Origin of the sequence: Vibrio penaeicida (genome assembly GCF_019977755.1) — a bacterium.
In the GTDB taxonomy this organism is placed as follows: Bacteria; Pseudomonadota; Gammaproteobacteria; order Enterobacterales; family Vibrionaceae; genus Vibrio; species Vibrio penaeicida.
In genome coordinates this window covers 3,618,812-3,634,316 of the sequence record NZ_AP025144.1, presented here as the reverse complement: position 1 = coordinate 3,634,316, position 15,505 = coordinate 3,618,812, and the positions used below count along the sequence as shown (strand labels likewise).

The 15,505-nt window shown below is 43.1% G+C and carries 18 protein-coding genes and 1 other RNA gene; 9 read left to right on the top strand and 10 right to left on the bottom strand.

All coding sequences use genetic code 11. From position 1 onward, the window contains the following. Positions 1-110: 110 nt before the first annotated feature. Entirely contained in the window at positions 111-1,187 is a 1,077-nt protein-coding gene (fbaA, locus tag LDO37_RS16335) for a class II fructose-bisphosphate aldolase (protein ID WP_101112551.1), read from the top strand. Between the two features lie 298 nt (positions 1,188-1,485). Further along, positions 1,486-2,352 (top strand): small-conductance mechanosensitive channel MscS, encoded by an 867-nt coding sequence (mscS, locus tag LDO37_RS16330; protein ID WP_101112550.1) that lies wholly within the window; start codon positions 1,486-1,488, stop codon positions 2,350-2,352. A 100-nt stretch (positions 2,353-2,452) separates the two neighbouring features. On the opposite strand, the gene LDO37_RS16325 is transcribed toward mscS, so the two are convergent. After that, positions 2,453-2,941 (bottom strand): YbaK/EbsC family protein, encoded by a 489-nt coding sequence (locus LDO37_RS16325; protein ID WP_126610320.1) that lies wholly within the window; start codon positions 2,939-2,941, stop codon positions 2,453-2,455. A 27-nt stretch (positions 2,942-2,968) separates the two neighbouring features. Continuing rightward, complete coding sequence (locus LDO37_RS16320) at positions 2,969-3,598, bottom strand: LysE/ArgO family amino acid transporter (protein ID WP_126610321.1); 630 nt, start codon at positions 3,596-3,598, stop codon at positions 2,969-2,971. Positions 3,599-3,734: 136 nt separating this feature from the next. Between LDO37_RS16320 and LDO37_RS16315 the strand changes: the two genes are divergently transcribed. Further along, positions 3,735-4,631 carry a LysR family transcriptional regulator ArgP gene (locus tag LDO37_RS16315; protein ID WP_126608891.1) on the top strand — a complete coding sequence of 299 codons (897 nt, stop codon included), beginning with the start codon at positions 3,735-3,737 and terminating at the stop codon, positions 4,629-4,631. An 82-nt stretch (positions 4,632-4,713) separates the two neighbouring features. Next, complete coding sequence (locus LDO37_RS16310; protein WP_126608892.1) at positions 4,714-5,409, top strand: oxidative stress defense protein; 696 nt, start codon at positions 4,714-4,716, stop codon at positions 5,407-5,409. Between the two features lie 77 nt (positions 5,410-5,486). Here LDO37_RS16310 and serA read toward each other — a convergent pair whose 3' ends face one another. The 5 genes from serA to zapA all read right to left on the bottom strand — a co-directional run bounded on the left by serA (position 5,487) and on the right by zapA (position 8,867). Then, positions 5,487-6,716, bottom strand: a complete 1,230-nt coding sequence (gene serA, locus LDO37_RS16305) for a phosphoglycerate dehydrogenase (protein ID WP_126608893.1) — start codon at positions 6,714-6,716, stop codon at positions 5,487-5,489. A 254-nt stretch (positions 6,717-6,970) separates the two neighbouring features. Beyond that, positions 6,971-7,627, bottom strand: coding sequence for a ribose-5-phosphate isomerase RpiA (rpiA, locus tag LDO37_RS16300; RefSeq protein ID WP_101112544.1), 657 nt, complete (start codon positions 7,625-7,627; stop codon positions 6,971-6,973). Between the two features lie 122 nt (positions 7,628-7,749). Then, positions 7,750-8,373 carry a 5-formyltetrahydrofolate cyclo-ligase gene (locus tag LDO37_RS16295; protein WP_126608894.1) on the bottom strand — a complete coding sequence of 208 codons (624 nt, stop codon included), beginning with the start codon at positions 8,371-8,373 and terminating at the stop codon, positions 7,750-7,752. A 3-nt stretch (positions 8,374-8,376) separates the two neighbouring features. Further along, positions 8,377-8,560: non-coding RNA, 6S RNA (gene ssrS, locus LDO37_RS16290), on the bottom strand. 4 nt (positions 8,561-8,564) lie between these two features. Continuing rightward, a complete protein-coding gene (gene zapA, locus LDO37_RS16285) occupies positions 8,565-8,867 on the bottom strand; it encodes a cell division protein ZapA (RefSeq protein WP_101112543.1) in 303 nt (100 codons plus the stop codon). Positions 8,868-9,104: 237 nt separating this feature from the next. Here zapA and LDO37_RS16280 point away from each other — a divergent pair, with 237 nt between their 5' ends. Genes LDO37_RS16280 through LDO37_RS16270 form a run of 3 tightly spaced genes read left to right on the top strand, consistent with a single transcriptional unit; the run spans position 9,105 to position 12,082 of the window. Then, complete coding sequence (locus LDO37_RS16280) at positions 9,105-9,674, top strand: YecA/YgfB family protein (protein ID WP_126608895.1); 570 nt, start codon at positions 9,105-9,107, stop codon at positions 9,672-9,674. Positions 9,675-9,687: 13 nt separating this feature from the next. Continuing rightward, positions 9,688-10,866, top strand: a complete 1,179-nt coding sequence (ubiH, locus tag LDO37_RS16275) for a 2-octaprenyl-6-methoxyphenyl hydroxylase (RefSeq protein WP_126608896.1) — start codon at positions 9,688-9,690, stop codon at positions 10,864-10,866. Position 10,867: 1 nt separating this feature from the next. Further along, complete coding sequence (locus LDO37_RS16270) at positions 10,868-12,082, top strand: FAD-dependent 2-octaprenylphenol hydroxylase (RefSeq protein WP_126608897.1); 1,215 nt, start codon at positions 10,868-10,870, stop codon at positions 12,080-12,082. A gap of 98 nt (positions 12,083-12,180) precedes the next feature. On the opposite strand, the gene LDO37_RS16265 is transcribed toward LDO37_RS16270, so the two are convergent. The 3 genes from LDO37_RS16265 to ygfZ form a co-directional block, all read right to left on the bottom strand. Further along, positions 12,181-12,387, bottom strand: coding sequence for a DUF1107 domain-containing protein (locus tag LDO37_RS16265; RefSeq protein ID WP_126608898.1), 207 nt, complete (start codon positions 12,385-12,387; stop codon positions 12,181-12,183). Between the two features lie 539 nt (positions 12,388-12,926). Next, positions 12,927-13,424 (bottom strand): aminoacyl-tRNA deacylase, encoded by a 498-nt coding sequence (locus LDO37_RS16260; protein WP_126606207.1) that lies wholly within the window; start codon positions 13,422-13,424, stop codon positions 12,927-12,929. After that, on the bottom strand, positions 13,414-14,379 hold the full coding sequence (gene ygfZ / locus LDO37_RS16255; RefSeq protein ID WP_126606206.1) for a tRNA-modifying protein YgfZ: 966 nt from the start codon (positions 14,377-14,379) through the stop codon (positions 13,414-13,416). Before ygfZ ends, LDO37_RS16260 begins: the two co-directional genes overlap by 11 nt. Positions 14,380-14,620: 241 nt before the next feature. On the opposite strand from ygfZ, the gene LDO37_RS16250 reads away from it, so the two are divergent. Next, on the top strand, positions 14,621-14,881 hold the full coding sequence (locus LDO37_RS16250) for an FAD assembly factor SdhE (RefSeq protein WP_101112536.1): 261 nt from the start codon (positions 14,621-14,623) through the stop codon (positions 14,879-14,881). Then, positions 14,853-15,272, top strand: a complete 420-nt coding sequence (locus LDO37_RS16245) for a protein YgfX (RefSeq protein WP_317982682.1) — start codon at positions 14,853-14,855, stop codon at positions 15,270-15,272. Before LDO37_RS16250 ends, LDO37_RS16245 begins: the two co-directional genes overlap by 29 nt. The last annotated feature ends 233 nt before the right edge of the window (positions 15,273-15,505 follow it).

Here is a 15,505-nt window from a genome sequence, read left to right as displayed (position 1 = left end):
GCACGCCAAATGGTTCTCTGTTAGAATACCTCGCGTTGTGAGCAAACGTTTGCAAGAATTTAAACTTAATCAGTTTTATTTTAAAACGACAGATAAATAGGATTACATCCATGTCTAAGATCTTCGACTTCGTAAAGCCAGGTGTTATCACTGGTGATGACGTTCAGAAAGTATTTGAAGTTGCTAAAGAAAACAACTTCGCACTTCCAGCGGTTAACTGTATTGGTACTGACTCTGTAAACGCAGTACTAGAAGCAGCTGCAAAAGTTAAAGCGCCAGTTATCGTTCAGTTCTCTAACGGTGGTGCTGCTTTCTTCGCAGGTAAAGGTCTAAAACTTGAAGGCCAAGGTCTACAAATTCTTGGTGCTGTTGCTGGTGCAAAATACGTACACGCTGTAGCTGAAGCTTACGGTGTACCAGTAATCCTACACACTGACCACGCGGCTAAGAAACTACTTCCTTGGATCGACGGTCTGCTAGATGCTGGTGAAGAGTTCTTTGCTCAAACTGGTAAGCCTCTGTTCTCTTCACACATGATTGACCTTTCTGAAGAGTCTCTAGAAGAAAACATTGAAATCTCTGCTAAGTACCTAGAGCGCATGGCTAAAATGGACATGACTCTTGAAATCGAACTAGGTTGTACTGGTGGTGAAGAAGATGGCGTAGACAACTCTGATATGGATGCGTCTGAGCTATACACTTCTCCAGAAGACGTAGCTTATGCTTACGAGAAGTTGAATGCTATCAGCCCTCGTTTCACTATTGCTGCATCTTTCGGTAACGTACACGGTGTATACAAGCCAGGTAACGTTGTACTGACTCCAACAATCCTACGTGATTCTCAAGCATACTGTGCAGAGAAGTTTGGTATTGCACCTAACGCTCTGAACTTCGTATTCCACGGTGGTTCAGGTTCTTCTCAAGAAGAAATTCAAGAGTCTATCGGCTACGGTGTTATCAAAATGAACATCGATACTGATACTCAGTGGGCAACTTGGGATGGTATCCGTGCATACGAAGCGGACAAGCACGATTACCTACAGGGTCAAATTGGTAACCCTACAGGCGATGATGCTCCTAACAAGAAATACTACGATCCACGTGTATGGCTACGTGCAGCGCAATCTTCAATGGTTGTTCGCCTTGAGCAAGCATTCGCTGACTTGAATGCAGTAGACGTTCTTTAATTCTTTCGAATTGAACTGAAAAGCCCGCTCATTGAGCGGGCTTTTTTATGCTTGCTATCTTTTCAAACACCGCTAAAGTTGGTTGAGGGTTATTCTATTGATTACATAACCCTTTCGCTAAAAGCCCAAATTTTTAAGTCGTAGTCTCAATATTAATGTGGCGATGACTTTCATTGAGTTCAATTGTAAGATATTTTGTCGAAATTCTGTCGCAGAGATGCACCGCCCTAAATTAGTGAAGTTACTAATTTGGACAAGGCACACATATTCAAAATAAGAAACCTAGAGGTAAAAAGGAATGGCAAGCGAACCATCAGTGGTTGATAACCTAAACTTAGCAGGAGGAGTCAGTAAAATGGAATCTTGGCTGACAAACAACTCAGATCTGATCATTCAATATGGTGTAAACATCATTTCAGCAGTACTGATACTGTTTATCGGTAACATTATCGTTAAAGCTATCGCAAACAGCGTAGCGAAGGTGATGAAGAAGAAGAACATGGATAAAGCGGTGGTGGAGTTTATCCACGCGCTGGTTCGTTACTTGTTGTTTGTTATTGTTCTTATTGCAGCATTAGGTCGTTTGGGTGTTCAAACTGCTTCAGTAGTTGCGGTTATTGGTGCGGCTGGCTTAGCAGTTGGTTTGGCACTGCAAGGCTCTCTGTCTAACTTCGCGGCAGGTGTACTTATCGTTGCGTTCCGTCCATTCAAATCGGGCGATTACGTTGAAATAGGTGGCGTATCTGGTTCTGTTGAGTCTATCCAGATCTTCCAAACCGTTCTTACTACACCAGACAACAAGATGGTTGTAGTGCCTAATGGCGGTGTTATTGGTGGTCCAATAACAAACTACTCTCGTCACCAAACACGACGTATTGATCATGTTATTGGTGTTTCTTACAACGCTGATCTTAAGAAAACTCAAGAGATCATTGCCGAAACATTGGCAAAAGATGAGCGTATTCTGAAAGATCCAGGTGTGACCATTGGTGTGGTTGCACTTGCAGATTCTTCTGTTAACTTTGTTGTTCGTCCTTGGGTGAAAACCGCGGACTACTGGAATGTTTATTTCGACTCTCTTCAGGCAATTAAAGAAGCACTTGATGAAGCAGGTATCGAAATTCCATTCCCTCAAATGGATGTGCACTTGAACAAAGTTGATTAATTTTCTTTGTAGATCAAAACACTTCCATTGAAATAAGGCGCTTACTCAGTTAAGCGCCTTTATTTTTGAATCTTTTTTTGTGATTTATGTTCAGTGTCAGCTATTCAGATAGCTTATAAATCGGATTCTCTAGAGACTCCAGCAGTATTTCTAAATAGACAATATTAATTCCAATCGTTACAGCAGGATCCCCAGATGTATAAAGCAGCTCGTCATGTGTCAGAAGTGCAGTATCCAAAATAATGGGGACTGAGGTGGGTAATGTGAATGGGCAAACAGCCCCAACTAAATAGCCTGTTTTTGCTGTCATTTCTTCATTATCACAGATAGATACACGTTTGCCTAAAAGCCCTTTAATTCCTTTAGCATTGAGGCGGCTGTCTTTATCGGTTAAGTAAAGTGCGTAACCACCACCTTTAACTTTCAGAAATAAGCTTTTAGACAACGTACCTGTCCAGCCCAACTCCTTGGCAATCGCTTCATCTGTCGCAAAATCCAAAATTGGACGATGTTGCCATTCATTGAATGGGATGTTGAGTTCGTTTAAAAGATCGATGTTCCTTTGGTAAATCTGTTGAATTACATCCATGTCATATCCTTAAGTTTGAACAAGAATCTACATGTATTGCTGCCATAACCCATTCGCGAGAATTATTGCGATAGTGAACATCATTGCGGCCACACCAATATCAATCCCTTTCTTTACTTTAGGTTTAGAGAGCGTAGGTCCCAACTTTGCTGCGCCAAGGGATAAGCTGTAAAACCAAGCAAACGACGCCAGTACTGTACCTATAGCGAAAGCAATACGATCTTGTCCTTCGTATTGTCCTCCGATAGAACCCAAAATGACGACCGTATCTAAATACAGGTGAGGGTTAAGAACGGTAACTGCGAGCGCCCCTAAAACGACTGCACGCTTTCCTCTTGCAGTGATTTGGGCATTAGATTCTCGTTGCTCTGCTGGAGCAAAAGCACTTCTTAGAGACATAAGACCATAGATGCTTAAAAACGCGATTCCCCCCAGAGTGACAGAGGTGAGTAGCAATTCGTTTTGAGAAAGGATTGCACCACCACCAAAAATGCCTAGAGAGATGAAAAAAACGTCCAATAAACTACAGATCGTCGCGGTTGTAAGATGGTGATTGCGCTTAATGCCCTGGTTCAGCACATACGCATTCTGCGCTCCAATTGGAATGATCATCGTTGCGCCTAACCCAAAACCTTGCAATAACACCCAGAAGTTCACAACGTTACCCTTACTTAAAAATAGAAATATCAAAAATGAGCCGCAAGGATAAGGGGAATAAGAAAATAAATTAAACTAATAATTTTAATGAATGATAAGTTAAACTTATATCTTGGGTGCGTGAGTTGAGGGAAATATGAGAGGGTTAGATTATCGATGGATTGAAGCACTAGACAGTGTACTTAATCAAAGAGGTTTTGAACGAGCCGCGGAGCAGTTATGTATCTCCCAATCGGCTGTATCTCAAAGGATTAAACAGTTAGAGAAATGGCTGGCACAGCCTGTATTAGTTCGGGAACAGCCTCCCAGAGCGACTCAAGCTGGAAAGAAATTACTTGGACTGTACCGACGAGTTTGCTTGCTAGAAGAGGAGCTTTTGCCCGAGCTTAGCACTGAAAACAGTGAGCGCCCATTGTCTGTCGCATTGGCTACGAATGCCGATAGCCTTGCCACTTGGCTTTTACCTAGCTTGTCACCTTTGCTGAAACAAAAGCGAATTGAGCTGAATTTGGTGGTAGATGATGAAGGAAGAACCATTGATAAGCTTCGAAGTGGTGAAGTCGTTGGGGCAATAAGCCTTGATTCTCAACCGATGTCTGGATGTGATGCCGACTACCTAGGAAGAGTGGATTATTTGTGTGTCGCGAGTCCAGATTTTTGTCAGATGTACTTTCCTGAAGGTGTAAATAGAGAAGCGCTAAAACGAGCGCCAGCAGTGGCTTTTGATCAGCATGATGATATGCATGAAAGATTTGTTCACCAGCACTTCAATTTACCCATTGGAAGTGTATTGAAGCATACAGTTCGCAGCTCAGAAGCTTTTGTTAAATTGGCGATCAGTGGTGTGGCTTATTGTTTGATCCCAAGGCAGCAAATTGAATCTGAACTCAAGCAAGGAGTGTTGATAGACATTACACCGAGTTTTTTTCTCTCTCACCGCATGTATTGGCATCATTGGCAGTTAGAGAGTGGAGTACTAAAAGAAGTTTCCCAGTCAATTATTCAATACGCGAGACAACATCTCCCTCAGTAAACTTTGTGTCAAATATGAATATGAATGGAATCAATCTCTGATGTTAGCGTCTATTATAGCGACGAACCCTTAGGAGAACGGCATGAAAAAATTATCGATGATCGGTGTGTTGCTCATGGGAGTAATGATGGCTCCTGTTAAAGCAGAAGAGCTTTCATTTCCGCATATTTCTACGTCGGGGCACGGCGAAGTGACCGCTGTGCCAGATATGGCTGAGTTTACTGTTCAAGTGGTAGAAACCATGTTGACAGCAGAGCAAGCGAAGCAAGCGGTAGATAAAGCTGTGAGCTCTTTTGTTGAGCGCTTAACCGCTGCTGGAGTGAAAAGAGACAACATCGCCAGCACTAATTTGTATTTAGCGCCGCAGTATCACTACCCTAAAAGTGGCAAAGTCGAACTGGTTGGGTATCAAGCTTCCCGCAGTGTCACGGTGACCGTTGAAGTCTTAGGTAACTTAAACAGTTATCTTGATGGTGCCTTAGGCGATGGGATTAATCGCATCGACGATATTCAATTGAAAGTAAAAGACGAATCCAAGTATCAAGAGCAAGCGCGTTTGGCGGCAATCAAAGACGCGACACAGAAAGCAAAATTTCTCGCAGAAGGTTTTGAGCGTGAAGTGGATGGCGTTTGGAGAATCAGTTACAACAATAATTCAAACCGTCCGATGCTAATGCGAAGCATGGCTCTTGGGGCAGAAAAGGCATCCAATACTTATCAAGATTCCAGCATTGTTATCCGTGATAGGGTGGATGTGATTTACAAGCTGAAAGATTAAGCGACGCAAGTTTTAAACTAAAAAGGGGGACGCCAACTGGCGTCCCCCTTTTTACCAATGTAGCTAAGAATGTGAAATTAGTGAAGAATACGAGCTCGAATAGTTCCCGCGATTTCTTTCAGCTTCAGTAAAGCTTCTTCAGAGCGATCTGCTTCAACATCAATAACCACATAACCCATTTCTGAGCTGGTTTGTAAGTACTGACCCGCGATGTTAATTCCCTCTTCAGCGAAGATGGTGTTAATTTGCGTCAGAATACCTGGGCGGTTTTCATGAATGTGCAGTAGACGAGATGTTCCTCTGTGCTCTGGCAGCGACACTTCTGGGAAATTGACACTGGATAGTGTTGAGCCGTTATCTGAGTATTTTGCTAGTTTCCCAGCAACTTCAACACCAATGTTTTCTTGTGCTTCTTGGGTAGAACCACCAACGTGAGGAGTCAGGATACAGTTATCGTATTTAAGCAATGGAGACTCAAATGGGTCAGCATTGGTTTTTGGTTCAACAGGGAATACGTCAATTGCTGCACCAGAAAGATGTTTGGTTTCTAATGCTGAAGCGAGAGCTGGTATATCCACGACAGTACCGCGAGCTGCGTTGATGAAGATAGAGCCAGGCTTCATGCGAGCGAATTCAGCTTCGCCCATCATATTCTTAGTGCCGTCCGTTTCAGGAACGTGCAGCGTTATCACATCACATTTGTTTAGCAGTTCACTCATGGTGTGAACTTGGGTTGCGTTACCCAATGAAAGCTTGTTCTCAATATCGTAGAAGTAGACACGCATGCCTAAGTTTTCAGCAATAATACCCAGTTGAGTACCGATGTGACCGTAACCAATGATACCTAAACGCTTACCACGTGCTTCGTAAGAACTGTCCGCACTTTTCTTCCAAATACCACGGTGTGCCAATGCGTTCTTTTCAGGGATACCACGAAGTAACAGAAGGATTTGACCCAATACCAACTCAGCCACACTTCGAGTGTTGGAGAAAGGTGCGTTGAACACAGGAATACCGCGTTTTGCCGCAGCGCCAAGATCAACTTGGTTGGTTCCGATACAGAAACAACCGATAGCGACCAATTTTTCTGCCGCTTGGAATACTTTTTCAGAAAGGTTAGTACGGGAACGAATACCAATGAAGTGCACGTCTTTAACGGCTTCTAACAGATCTTCTTCCGCCATTGAGCCTTTTACATACTCGATGTTGCTGTAACCAGCCGCTTGAAAAACTTCAACTGAAGAAGGGTGAAGCCCCTCAAGAAGGAGAATTTTTATCTTATCTTTATCCAGTGATACTTTGGCCATTGATTATCGTCCTTAAACTTCGGGCTATAAGCTGAGTACAGAAGAGGTACGCAAACGTTTACCTTCTGTATATATTGAACAATAAAGTAACAAAAAATATTCGCTTTGGGTAAGAAAATTACGGAATAAGGCATAATTTCTTAAAGAAAAATAAGAGAAAACGGCACCTATAGGTACCGTTTGTAATCAAATGACGGAAATTAGTGCTAACCATCGCATAAAAATGCAATTATCGAATACTAAAATGTATGGTTTTACTCTTCGATTTTTGCACCATCAGGCGTGCCTGTAATCACGACATCTGCACCTCGGTGTGCGAACAGACCGACTGTCACGACACCCGCGATCGCATTGATTTTGTCTTCTAGATCTTTTGGATTTGTTATTTTTAATCCGTACACATCCAAAATCATGTTGCCATTGTCTGTTACCACACCTTCTCGATAAACCGGATCGCCGCCCAACTTGAGCAACTCTCTTGCAACGTAGGAGCGAGCCATAGGAATCACTTCCACTGGAAGTGGGAATTCGCCTAATACGTCTACGGCTTTTGTTCCGTCAACAATACACACAAATTTCTTTGAGATAGCGGCAACAATCTTTTCACGCGTCAGGGCTGCACCGCCGCCTTTGATCATTTCGCGACCTGGGTTAACTTCATCAGCGCCATCAACGTATACGTCTAGCTCGAATACGTCGTTGCATTCAAAGATTTCAATCTCAAGCTCTTGCAGCCTTTTAGTTGACGCTTCTGAAGAAGAAACAGCACCTTTAATCTCTTCTCTTATTGATCCAAGTGCATCGATGAAGTGATTGACGGTCGAACCCGTACCAACGCCAACAATGCTGCCCTTTTCAACATACTTCAGTGCGGCCCAGCCAGCGGCTTTTTTCATTTCATCTTGAGTCATGCCTTTCTCCAGAATTTAGGTGAACAAATTAAAGTCGCGCGATTATACCTGCAACTTATGTAAAGGTGCAGTGATCTGCGTGAATATATTGATGTCGGTTAGCTAACGCATTCATTTGTGACTTAACGAGGCTTTGTATCCCATTGCCATGTTTTTGAAGGGGTCACGATAGTTTGTAGAGGAATGTCCCAAGCTTCCACTGGAAGAAGAGGGACTTGCTGGCAATCATGAGCCAAGCCAATTGCCTGATTCCCTGATGTCGCTTCCCAAGACGCTAGGGTTCGATCGTAGTAACCCCCTCCCATACCAAGCCTTTGTCCTTGATCGTCAAACGCAACTAGTGGGGTATAGATAATATCAATTTCGTTAACAGGGACAATTTGAGACATTTTCAGCTTGGGCTCTGCAATCTTGTATTGATTGGCAATCATATCTGTCTTTGGTGTGTATTCTAAGAAAAGTAAGTGCCCGTTGGAGAAGGGGTGAAGCACGGGTAAGCAGACCTTTTTCCCCATGTTCCAGTACCATTCGATAACTGGTGTCAGGTCGAGCTCACCATCAACGGCAAGATATAATGCAACGGTGTTGGCATCGGTCGCGGCAGAGTGCTTTTTTAGTTGTGTCAGCAAACAATGAGAGGCTTCGATTTGTTTTGCATTGGAAAGGTCACGCCTTTTGCAGCGTATGTTCTTTCGGATGCATTGTCGCTGTTCAGCTGATGCTATTGAAGGTGTGAAAGATTTCATATGAGGAACCCCAGAGTGCCGTTGAGGATTGTGGCCCTTGAACCAGCTGGTTCAAGGCGGATCAGCAATGATAACCGTAGGCTTCTCGGTACGAGCCGAGCTTGCTCAATAGTTTTCAAGTACTAACCCTTAATTATTGCTTATCGGCTCAGGGACTTAAATCCGCTGACGCACACTCCAGGGTAAAACTTTTATTCGCGTCCTAGCTGTTTGAGCGCACCATCTAGTGACGCCGAGAGCAATTCCATTCGCTCTGTTATTTCTGTGGTTTGACCATGTACTTCTTGCTTAGATATTTGCAATTCGTAACAGATGTTCAAAGCAGCAATCGTTAATAGCTTTTCTGTATTGGTTACCTTAGTTCTTTCCGCCATTTCATTCAATCGCGTATTCAAATCTTCGGCGGCTTTTAGCAGTGACTCTTCTTGCCCAGGTGGACAATTCACTCGCGTAAGCTTCCCCAATATTTCAACTTCAACTGCTTGACTACTCATTACGGTACACTCTCGACCAAACCAAAGACAGGGAGTACAAGCTCACTTCTGTCAGGGAGGAAACTATAGGTAAACCGACCTTAAGATTCAAGCCCTTCCATCTTTGTTTCCTGATATTGCGGGACTAACTACACACGAAATCAACAAATTGAACACGCTATGTTCAGCTATACATTTTCGCTAAGCGCCTTAAGTGATAGGATTAGCCCAACTAACTTACATTATAGCGAATCCCTTATGAGTGAAGTGAATTATCCTGCTTTTCCGCAACTCGTTAATGAACTTAAGACAGCACAACTTGCGGTATCACCCGCTGAGTTACATGGCTTATTGACTGGAATGATAAGCGGCGGATTAGCGATTAACGACAACAGCTGGCAGCCTCTATTGTTTGATTACACAAATGATGGGTTAGGTTGGCCAATAAGCACTGTTGGTGTTGCTGAAAGCTTGCTAAAAGCAACATTAAGTGAGTTGGCAAATGATCAATTTGAATTGACGTTGATGTTATCGGAGTCGGATTCTGATTTGTTTGCTACCGCTGATGGGTTATCTGAATGGGTGAACCACTTTATTTCTGGTTTAGGGTTGGCCAATCAATCGATAAACAAAGCACCAGTCGATGTAAAAGAAGCGCTGGGTGATTTGGAAGAAATTTCTAAGTTGGGCATTGATGAAGAGGATGATCTAGAAGAGCAAGCCGATTTACTGGAGCAGGTGATCGAGCACGTTAAAGCGTGCGTATTTACGGTGCATGCAGAGTATGGCGTGAGACCGAGTGAAGACAAAAAGCCGACTATTCATTAAGTAGGAAAGCCTCATGACACAATATGATGTGGTCATTGCTGGTGGAGCAATGGCAGGTGCGACACTAGCATTGGCATTGAATCGACTGAGCAAGGGTACATTGTCTATTGCTGTTATTGAACCTTTTCAAGTCGAGCATACTCTCCATCCTGGCTTTGATTCTCGCTCTATTGCGCTTTCCCACGGCACTTCGTTGATACTGGAAAACGTCGGGCTCTGGGAGCAAATTCAGCCTTTTACGACCCCCATCGAGCATATTAACGTATCCGACAAAGGGCATGCCGGTTTAGCCGACATCACTAAGCAAGCTCTGAGTTTGAACGCGCTTGGGTATGTTGTTGAACTCGCGGATGTTGGGCGAGTTTATCAGTCGCTATTGGATAGAGCCGATAACATTGATTTTCTCTGCCCTGATTCCGTGAGTAATGTGTCGAGAGATAAAAATGCGGTGACGGTCACCCTGTCGTCAGGGGCTTCAATTGAAGCGAAACTGCTCGTGGCGGCAGATGGTGCGTTATCGCCATCTGCCCAGAATATTGGTTTACCGCTGCAAGAACACGACTTTGAGCAAGTTGCACTGATAGCGAATGTCTGTTTGTCCCAACCTCACCTTGGACGTGCGTTTGAACGATTTACTGAATCGGGACCTCTTGCATTACTGCCAATGTCTGACAATCGAATGTCATTGGTGTGGTGCTTACCCCCTGAAACAGTTGAGAATGTTGCCAAGCTTTCTAATGAGGAATTTCTTGCCAAATTACAGCAATGCTTTGGCTGGCGTTTGGGGCAATTCATAAAAGTTGGTGAGCGTACATCTTACCCTTTGCTATTGCGTTCCCGTGACCCCATCGTATCGCATCGATTTGCTGCTGTGGGTAACGCAGCGCAAACTTTGCATCCCATCGCTGGACAAGGATTCAACTTAGGTATTCGAGACGTAGCGACCCTTGCAGAGCAAATCTTAGTCAATATGGATGATCCCGGTCACTATAGCGTTCTCAGTGCTTATAGAAAGAGAAGAGAACAAGATCGAAAACGAACGATTGAACTGACGTCTGGTCTGGTTCATCTCTTTTCGAATGATTTTATTCCAATGAGAGTAGGTCGAAATATTGGACTGATGGGGTTTGAGGCTTTAGGTTCGATGAAAAGCCCTTTTTTGGCGAGAACACTTGGTATGGTAGAAAGATAATATGATGCAAAGTTTTGATATCGCCATCATTGGCGGTGGAATGGTAGGGCTAACGGTTGCAGCATTACTCCAAGACAGTGATTTAAGAATTGCTGTTGTTGAAGGGAAGCTTCCTGAAGAGCAGTTAAATGAACTGCCAGATGTTCGTGTCTCTGCATTAAGCCGGGCCAGTGAAAACATCCTCAAAAATGTTGGTGCATGGGCTGGTATTGAAGCTCGTCGGTCTTCGGTGTATGACGCAATGACGGTATGGGAGCAAGACAGTTTCGCGAAAATTGAGTTTTCAGCTTCAGAAATCCATCAAAAAGATCTAGGGCACATCGTTGAAAATAGAGTGATTCAGTTAGCTTTACTTGAGCAAGTTAAGAGCCAAGATAATGTCACGCTTTTCGCACCAGAACGATGTAAAGATGTGGTGATGGGAGAGACGGAAGCTTGGGTTACTTTAGAATCTGGTCAATCATTTACGACTAAGTTGTTGGTAGGGGCTGATGGTGCAAACTCTTGGCTACGTAATAAATCCGAAATTCCATTAACACATTGGGATTATGGTCATTCCGCTATTGTCGCAAACATCAAAACGGCAGAACCTCATGGCGGTGTGGCGCGGCAAATATTTACACCAGATGGACCTCTGGCATTTTTGCCTTTAGGCGAATCAGATCTTTGCTCTATTGTGTGGTCTATTGATCCGTTGAAAGCTGAACTGCTAATGGACTTGGATAGTGCCGAATTCAATAAAGCTCTAGCCACCGCTTTTGATGGGCAGCTTGGATTGTGTGAAGTGCAAGGAGAACGGCAAGCCTATCCCCTTAAGATGCGTTATGCGCGTGATTTTGTGCGTGATCGAATTGCGTTGGTCGGAGATGCTGCTCACACCATCCATCCATTGGCGGGACAAGGGGTAAACTTAGGTTTGCTCGATGCTGCTAGTTTGGCGCAAGAGATAGAGCGATTGTGGCAAAGTGGCGAGGATATCGGCCTAAGACGCAATTTACGTCCATTTGAGCGCTGGAGAAAAGCGGAAGCAGCAAAAATGATTGCTGCCATGCAAGGTTTTAAAGAACTATTTTCTGGTGAACATCCTGTCAAAAAATGGGTTCGAGGCGTTGGTTTGACAATAGGTAATACTGTACCGTTGGTCAAAAATGAGTTGATACAGCATGCTATGGGGTTGAAAGGAAATTTACCTGACGCGACCAAAGCGAAGCGCTAAGAAAATTACGTTGTAAAAAGCGAATCATTAAAAAGCTACAAGTATGAAAAAGGGTCGACAAGTCGACCCTTAAAAATTTCTTTTTACACATTCAATAATTATGCATGTGCACATCTTAACCGCATGATTTCTTGATTAATTTCTTTAACGGTTTTGAAATGTCGTTTCTCCGCTTTTTCAGGAAGAATTAACTTGCCATTATCGAATTCAAATTTCCCCACGCCATAAATATAAATCCTACCTTTAAACAACCGACTTACGTGTTTAGCTATCATACTTGGTGTATAGCGCTTAAACAGTCTCATACTTTTATCCTTATTATGTGTTGCGCCACGAATTATACGAAATTTCGTGTGTCAGTATTGTGACTGAACAGGGGTTAAATACAGCTTAACACTATGTTTTCAGCGTTTTGTGCCGCCCTTGGCATTTTGGTGATATAAACGTCTCATTGGTGTGACGCTCTCCTCATTTTATGCCGCTAGCCCCTGTAAATAATGCAGCAATACGGTGTCATGTTTTTATGATATTTATAAGAATAGACCATGTCAGAAATAAAAAAGTTTCATGAAAAAAAAGCCCGATATAAATATCGGGCGAATAGTCACAGATGCATTACACAAAAAGTGGATTTAACTGATTAATTCAGCGGATTCACTTTCCTTGTTAAATGAGGGCTTTAAGCTCAATTGAGCAAGGGGAACTCATAATAACAAGTAACATTTACACTACATTATAATTATCAGGATCACTATTTATTCATTTAAATAAGATAAAAATTCACTTGGTAAAATTATTAAATGTGATTAAGATCACCTGGCGGATGAAATTTGAGAGGGATTTATTAGTTTTGGATAGGGTTTTGACGCGAAATTTCACTGATCGTCGGTGAGGCTAGCTTCAAAAGGTCATCCAAATTAAGCTCAACCCCTGCCATATTAGACCCACTGCTGATGGTTACATGCTCTAATGAAATGATCTTCTTATCAAAAATAATGGGTATTGTCGTATCTAACAAAATAGGGGCGACACAGCCAATTGAATAGCCAGTCACAGATTCAACTTCCTGAGCGGATGCACAAGTGATTCGCCTAGAGCTCAATACAGCGCGTACTTTTCTAGGGTCGGCTTGATCATTGCCTGAGACGCATGCAAGTGCATAACGTCCCCCCATATCTTTGAGTAGAACGCATTTCACCATCATGCTTGGTGAAATCCCTCGTTGGCGGGCTGCATCTTCAATACTGATGGCTGGAGTTTTGTGAGGGAGCAAGTGAAAGGGCACTTGCTGCTCACTTAAGTATTGAGTAATACGAGTTTGTATTATCGGATTAGTCTTCATCTAAGGAATAAGGTAAAGGCAATATTGACCAAGTTGTGCCTTCTTGCCCTTTCACTCGAAGTTGTGTCCCTTCTTCAAGGTTGTTGGGCAAAATAATCAGCCCTTCAGCGGCACCGTCTTGATATTCAAATTGCGTGATTAGGTGACCAGCACCACGCCAATTTTCACCTACTGCACGCTCTATTTCTGCCTGCTCTGGAAGCGCCTCAAGAATATTGCCAGCTACACGGTACAGTGCTCGCTTATTCGTTCCTCTGTATTTCGCTCGTGCAACCATCTCCTGACCGGTATAGCAGCCTTTGGTAAAACTAATACCTCCCAAGGCTTGGAGGTTCATTGCCTGTGGAATATGTTGTGATTGCTCTTTCTCATCAACACGAGGAAGCGCTTCCACAATATCGTATTTATCCCATAGTGACTCATGAACCACGGCATCGCGTTGATCTTCAAATAAGCGTTCCGCGATCGATGACTCAAGCACCAATAACCAACGTTTATCACTTATACGAACGGCAGTACCACCGTCTATATCACGTACATTACTGCGTTCGTCATTGAGCGTGTCAATCCAACTTTCGGCATCCTTACCGCTAATACCAACCAGTACGTCAGCTCCTTCCTCGATGGTGACTTTAGAGAATACTGCGTACTTTTTAATCTCGGTGAGTTCAGTTGTCAGTGCACTTTTACGATGCACCATGGCATAACCTTCATTATGGTGGAACATGTTAAAAATACTCCACATTTTTCCCTTTGCATCACAATGAGCACCGTATGTCGACTCAGAAAGTTCTAATGAAACCACATCACACGTAACTTGACCTTGAAGGTACGACTTTTTGTCTTCGCCTACGAAAGTAATGGTGCCCCAAGAAGGAAGAGGGCAAATAGCGAATTCTGGTAACTCAGTCTGAGTGGATAGTGAGATGGAAGATAAGTTTTCAAGCCAATCCATTGTTTCTAAACCTTAAGAGATGTTTGATGTCAGTATGTTAATGCTATACCTAAGCAACCTCAAGGCGTTCGATGTTCACAACGAAGCAACTTTACTTTCTATACTTTTCATTAGCAGAGAGGAAGTTGACGTTGGTTAATCTAAATGACGAGAGCAAATCACACTCTGTGACTCGCATAATAGCTGTAGGGTAGTGAGATTGATACACTGCCCCCACAAAGGAGTCATCAAAGGAATAATAATGTACACCGCCGAAGAAAAAGCCCGAATTAAATGGGCATGTCGCCGTGGGATGTTAGAACTTGACGTAGTTATCATGCCATTTTTTGAAGAGCAATTTGAAAGCTTGTCGGAACAAGAACAAAAAGATTTTGTTTCTCTTCTTGAGTGTGATGATCCTGATTTATTTACTTGGATTATGGGACACGGAAGGAGTGACAATTTGAGTCATGCATCTATGATAGACAAAGTCGTTGCATACAACCTCAGCAAAGTTCGCTAATTTAAAATTATCCCTCAGTGCCCGGCTATGTCAGCTCTTTGTTCTGGCAACACTTAGTTGGGCACTTGCTGCTTCTCCAGCTCCAATTGCCCTAACGCTATTTGTGTTCACAGCAATTCTAATTCCTTTGCTATCTAAATTCATACAGCCTTCTTCTGAAATCTTACTGGCATGGAGCGAGAGTGGTGAGTTCAGAATCAATCAAGAAAAGAAGACATTGGATCGCGCTTGGTTAGAATGTTCTGCTTTGGTGACGTTACTCGTTTTTGATGACAAATCGAGACTATTGGTCTGGCGAGATGCCTGTTCTGACAAAGAATATCGAGCGTTACTCCGCCATTTACGTTGGCAAAAAGGCAATAAAAAAGAGCACTCAACAAGTGCTCTTTAAATGTATACCCAAGTGACCTCAAGATGCTTGGTTCAGCGAGAATTAATAGGCTTTCAGGCAAGGCATCGGCTTGAAGATCTAGAAGTCTAAATCAAGAGTCGGTAACGCAGCATGAAAGCCTATTAAACTCGCCCTTGGGAGCACATATTCTGTACCACTTCATCGTCAAAGAACTTGGAAAGGACCTGTCATTACGCTGCGTTCTTTTCCTTGAATTGGACCAGAATATGCTG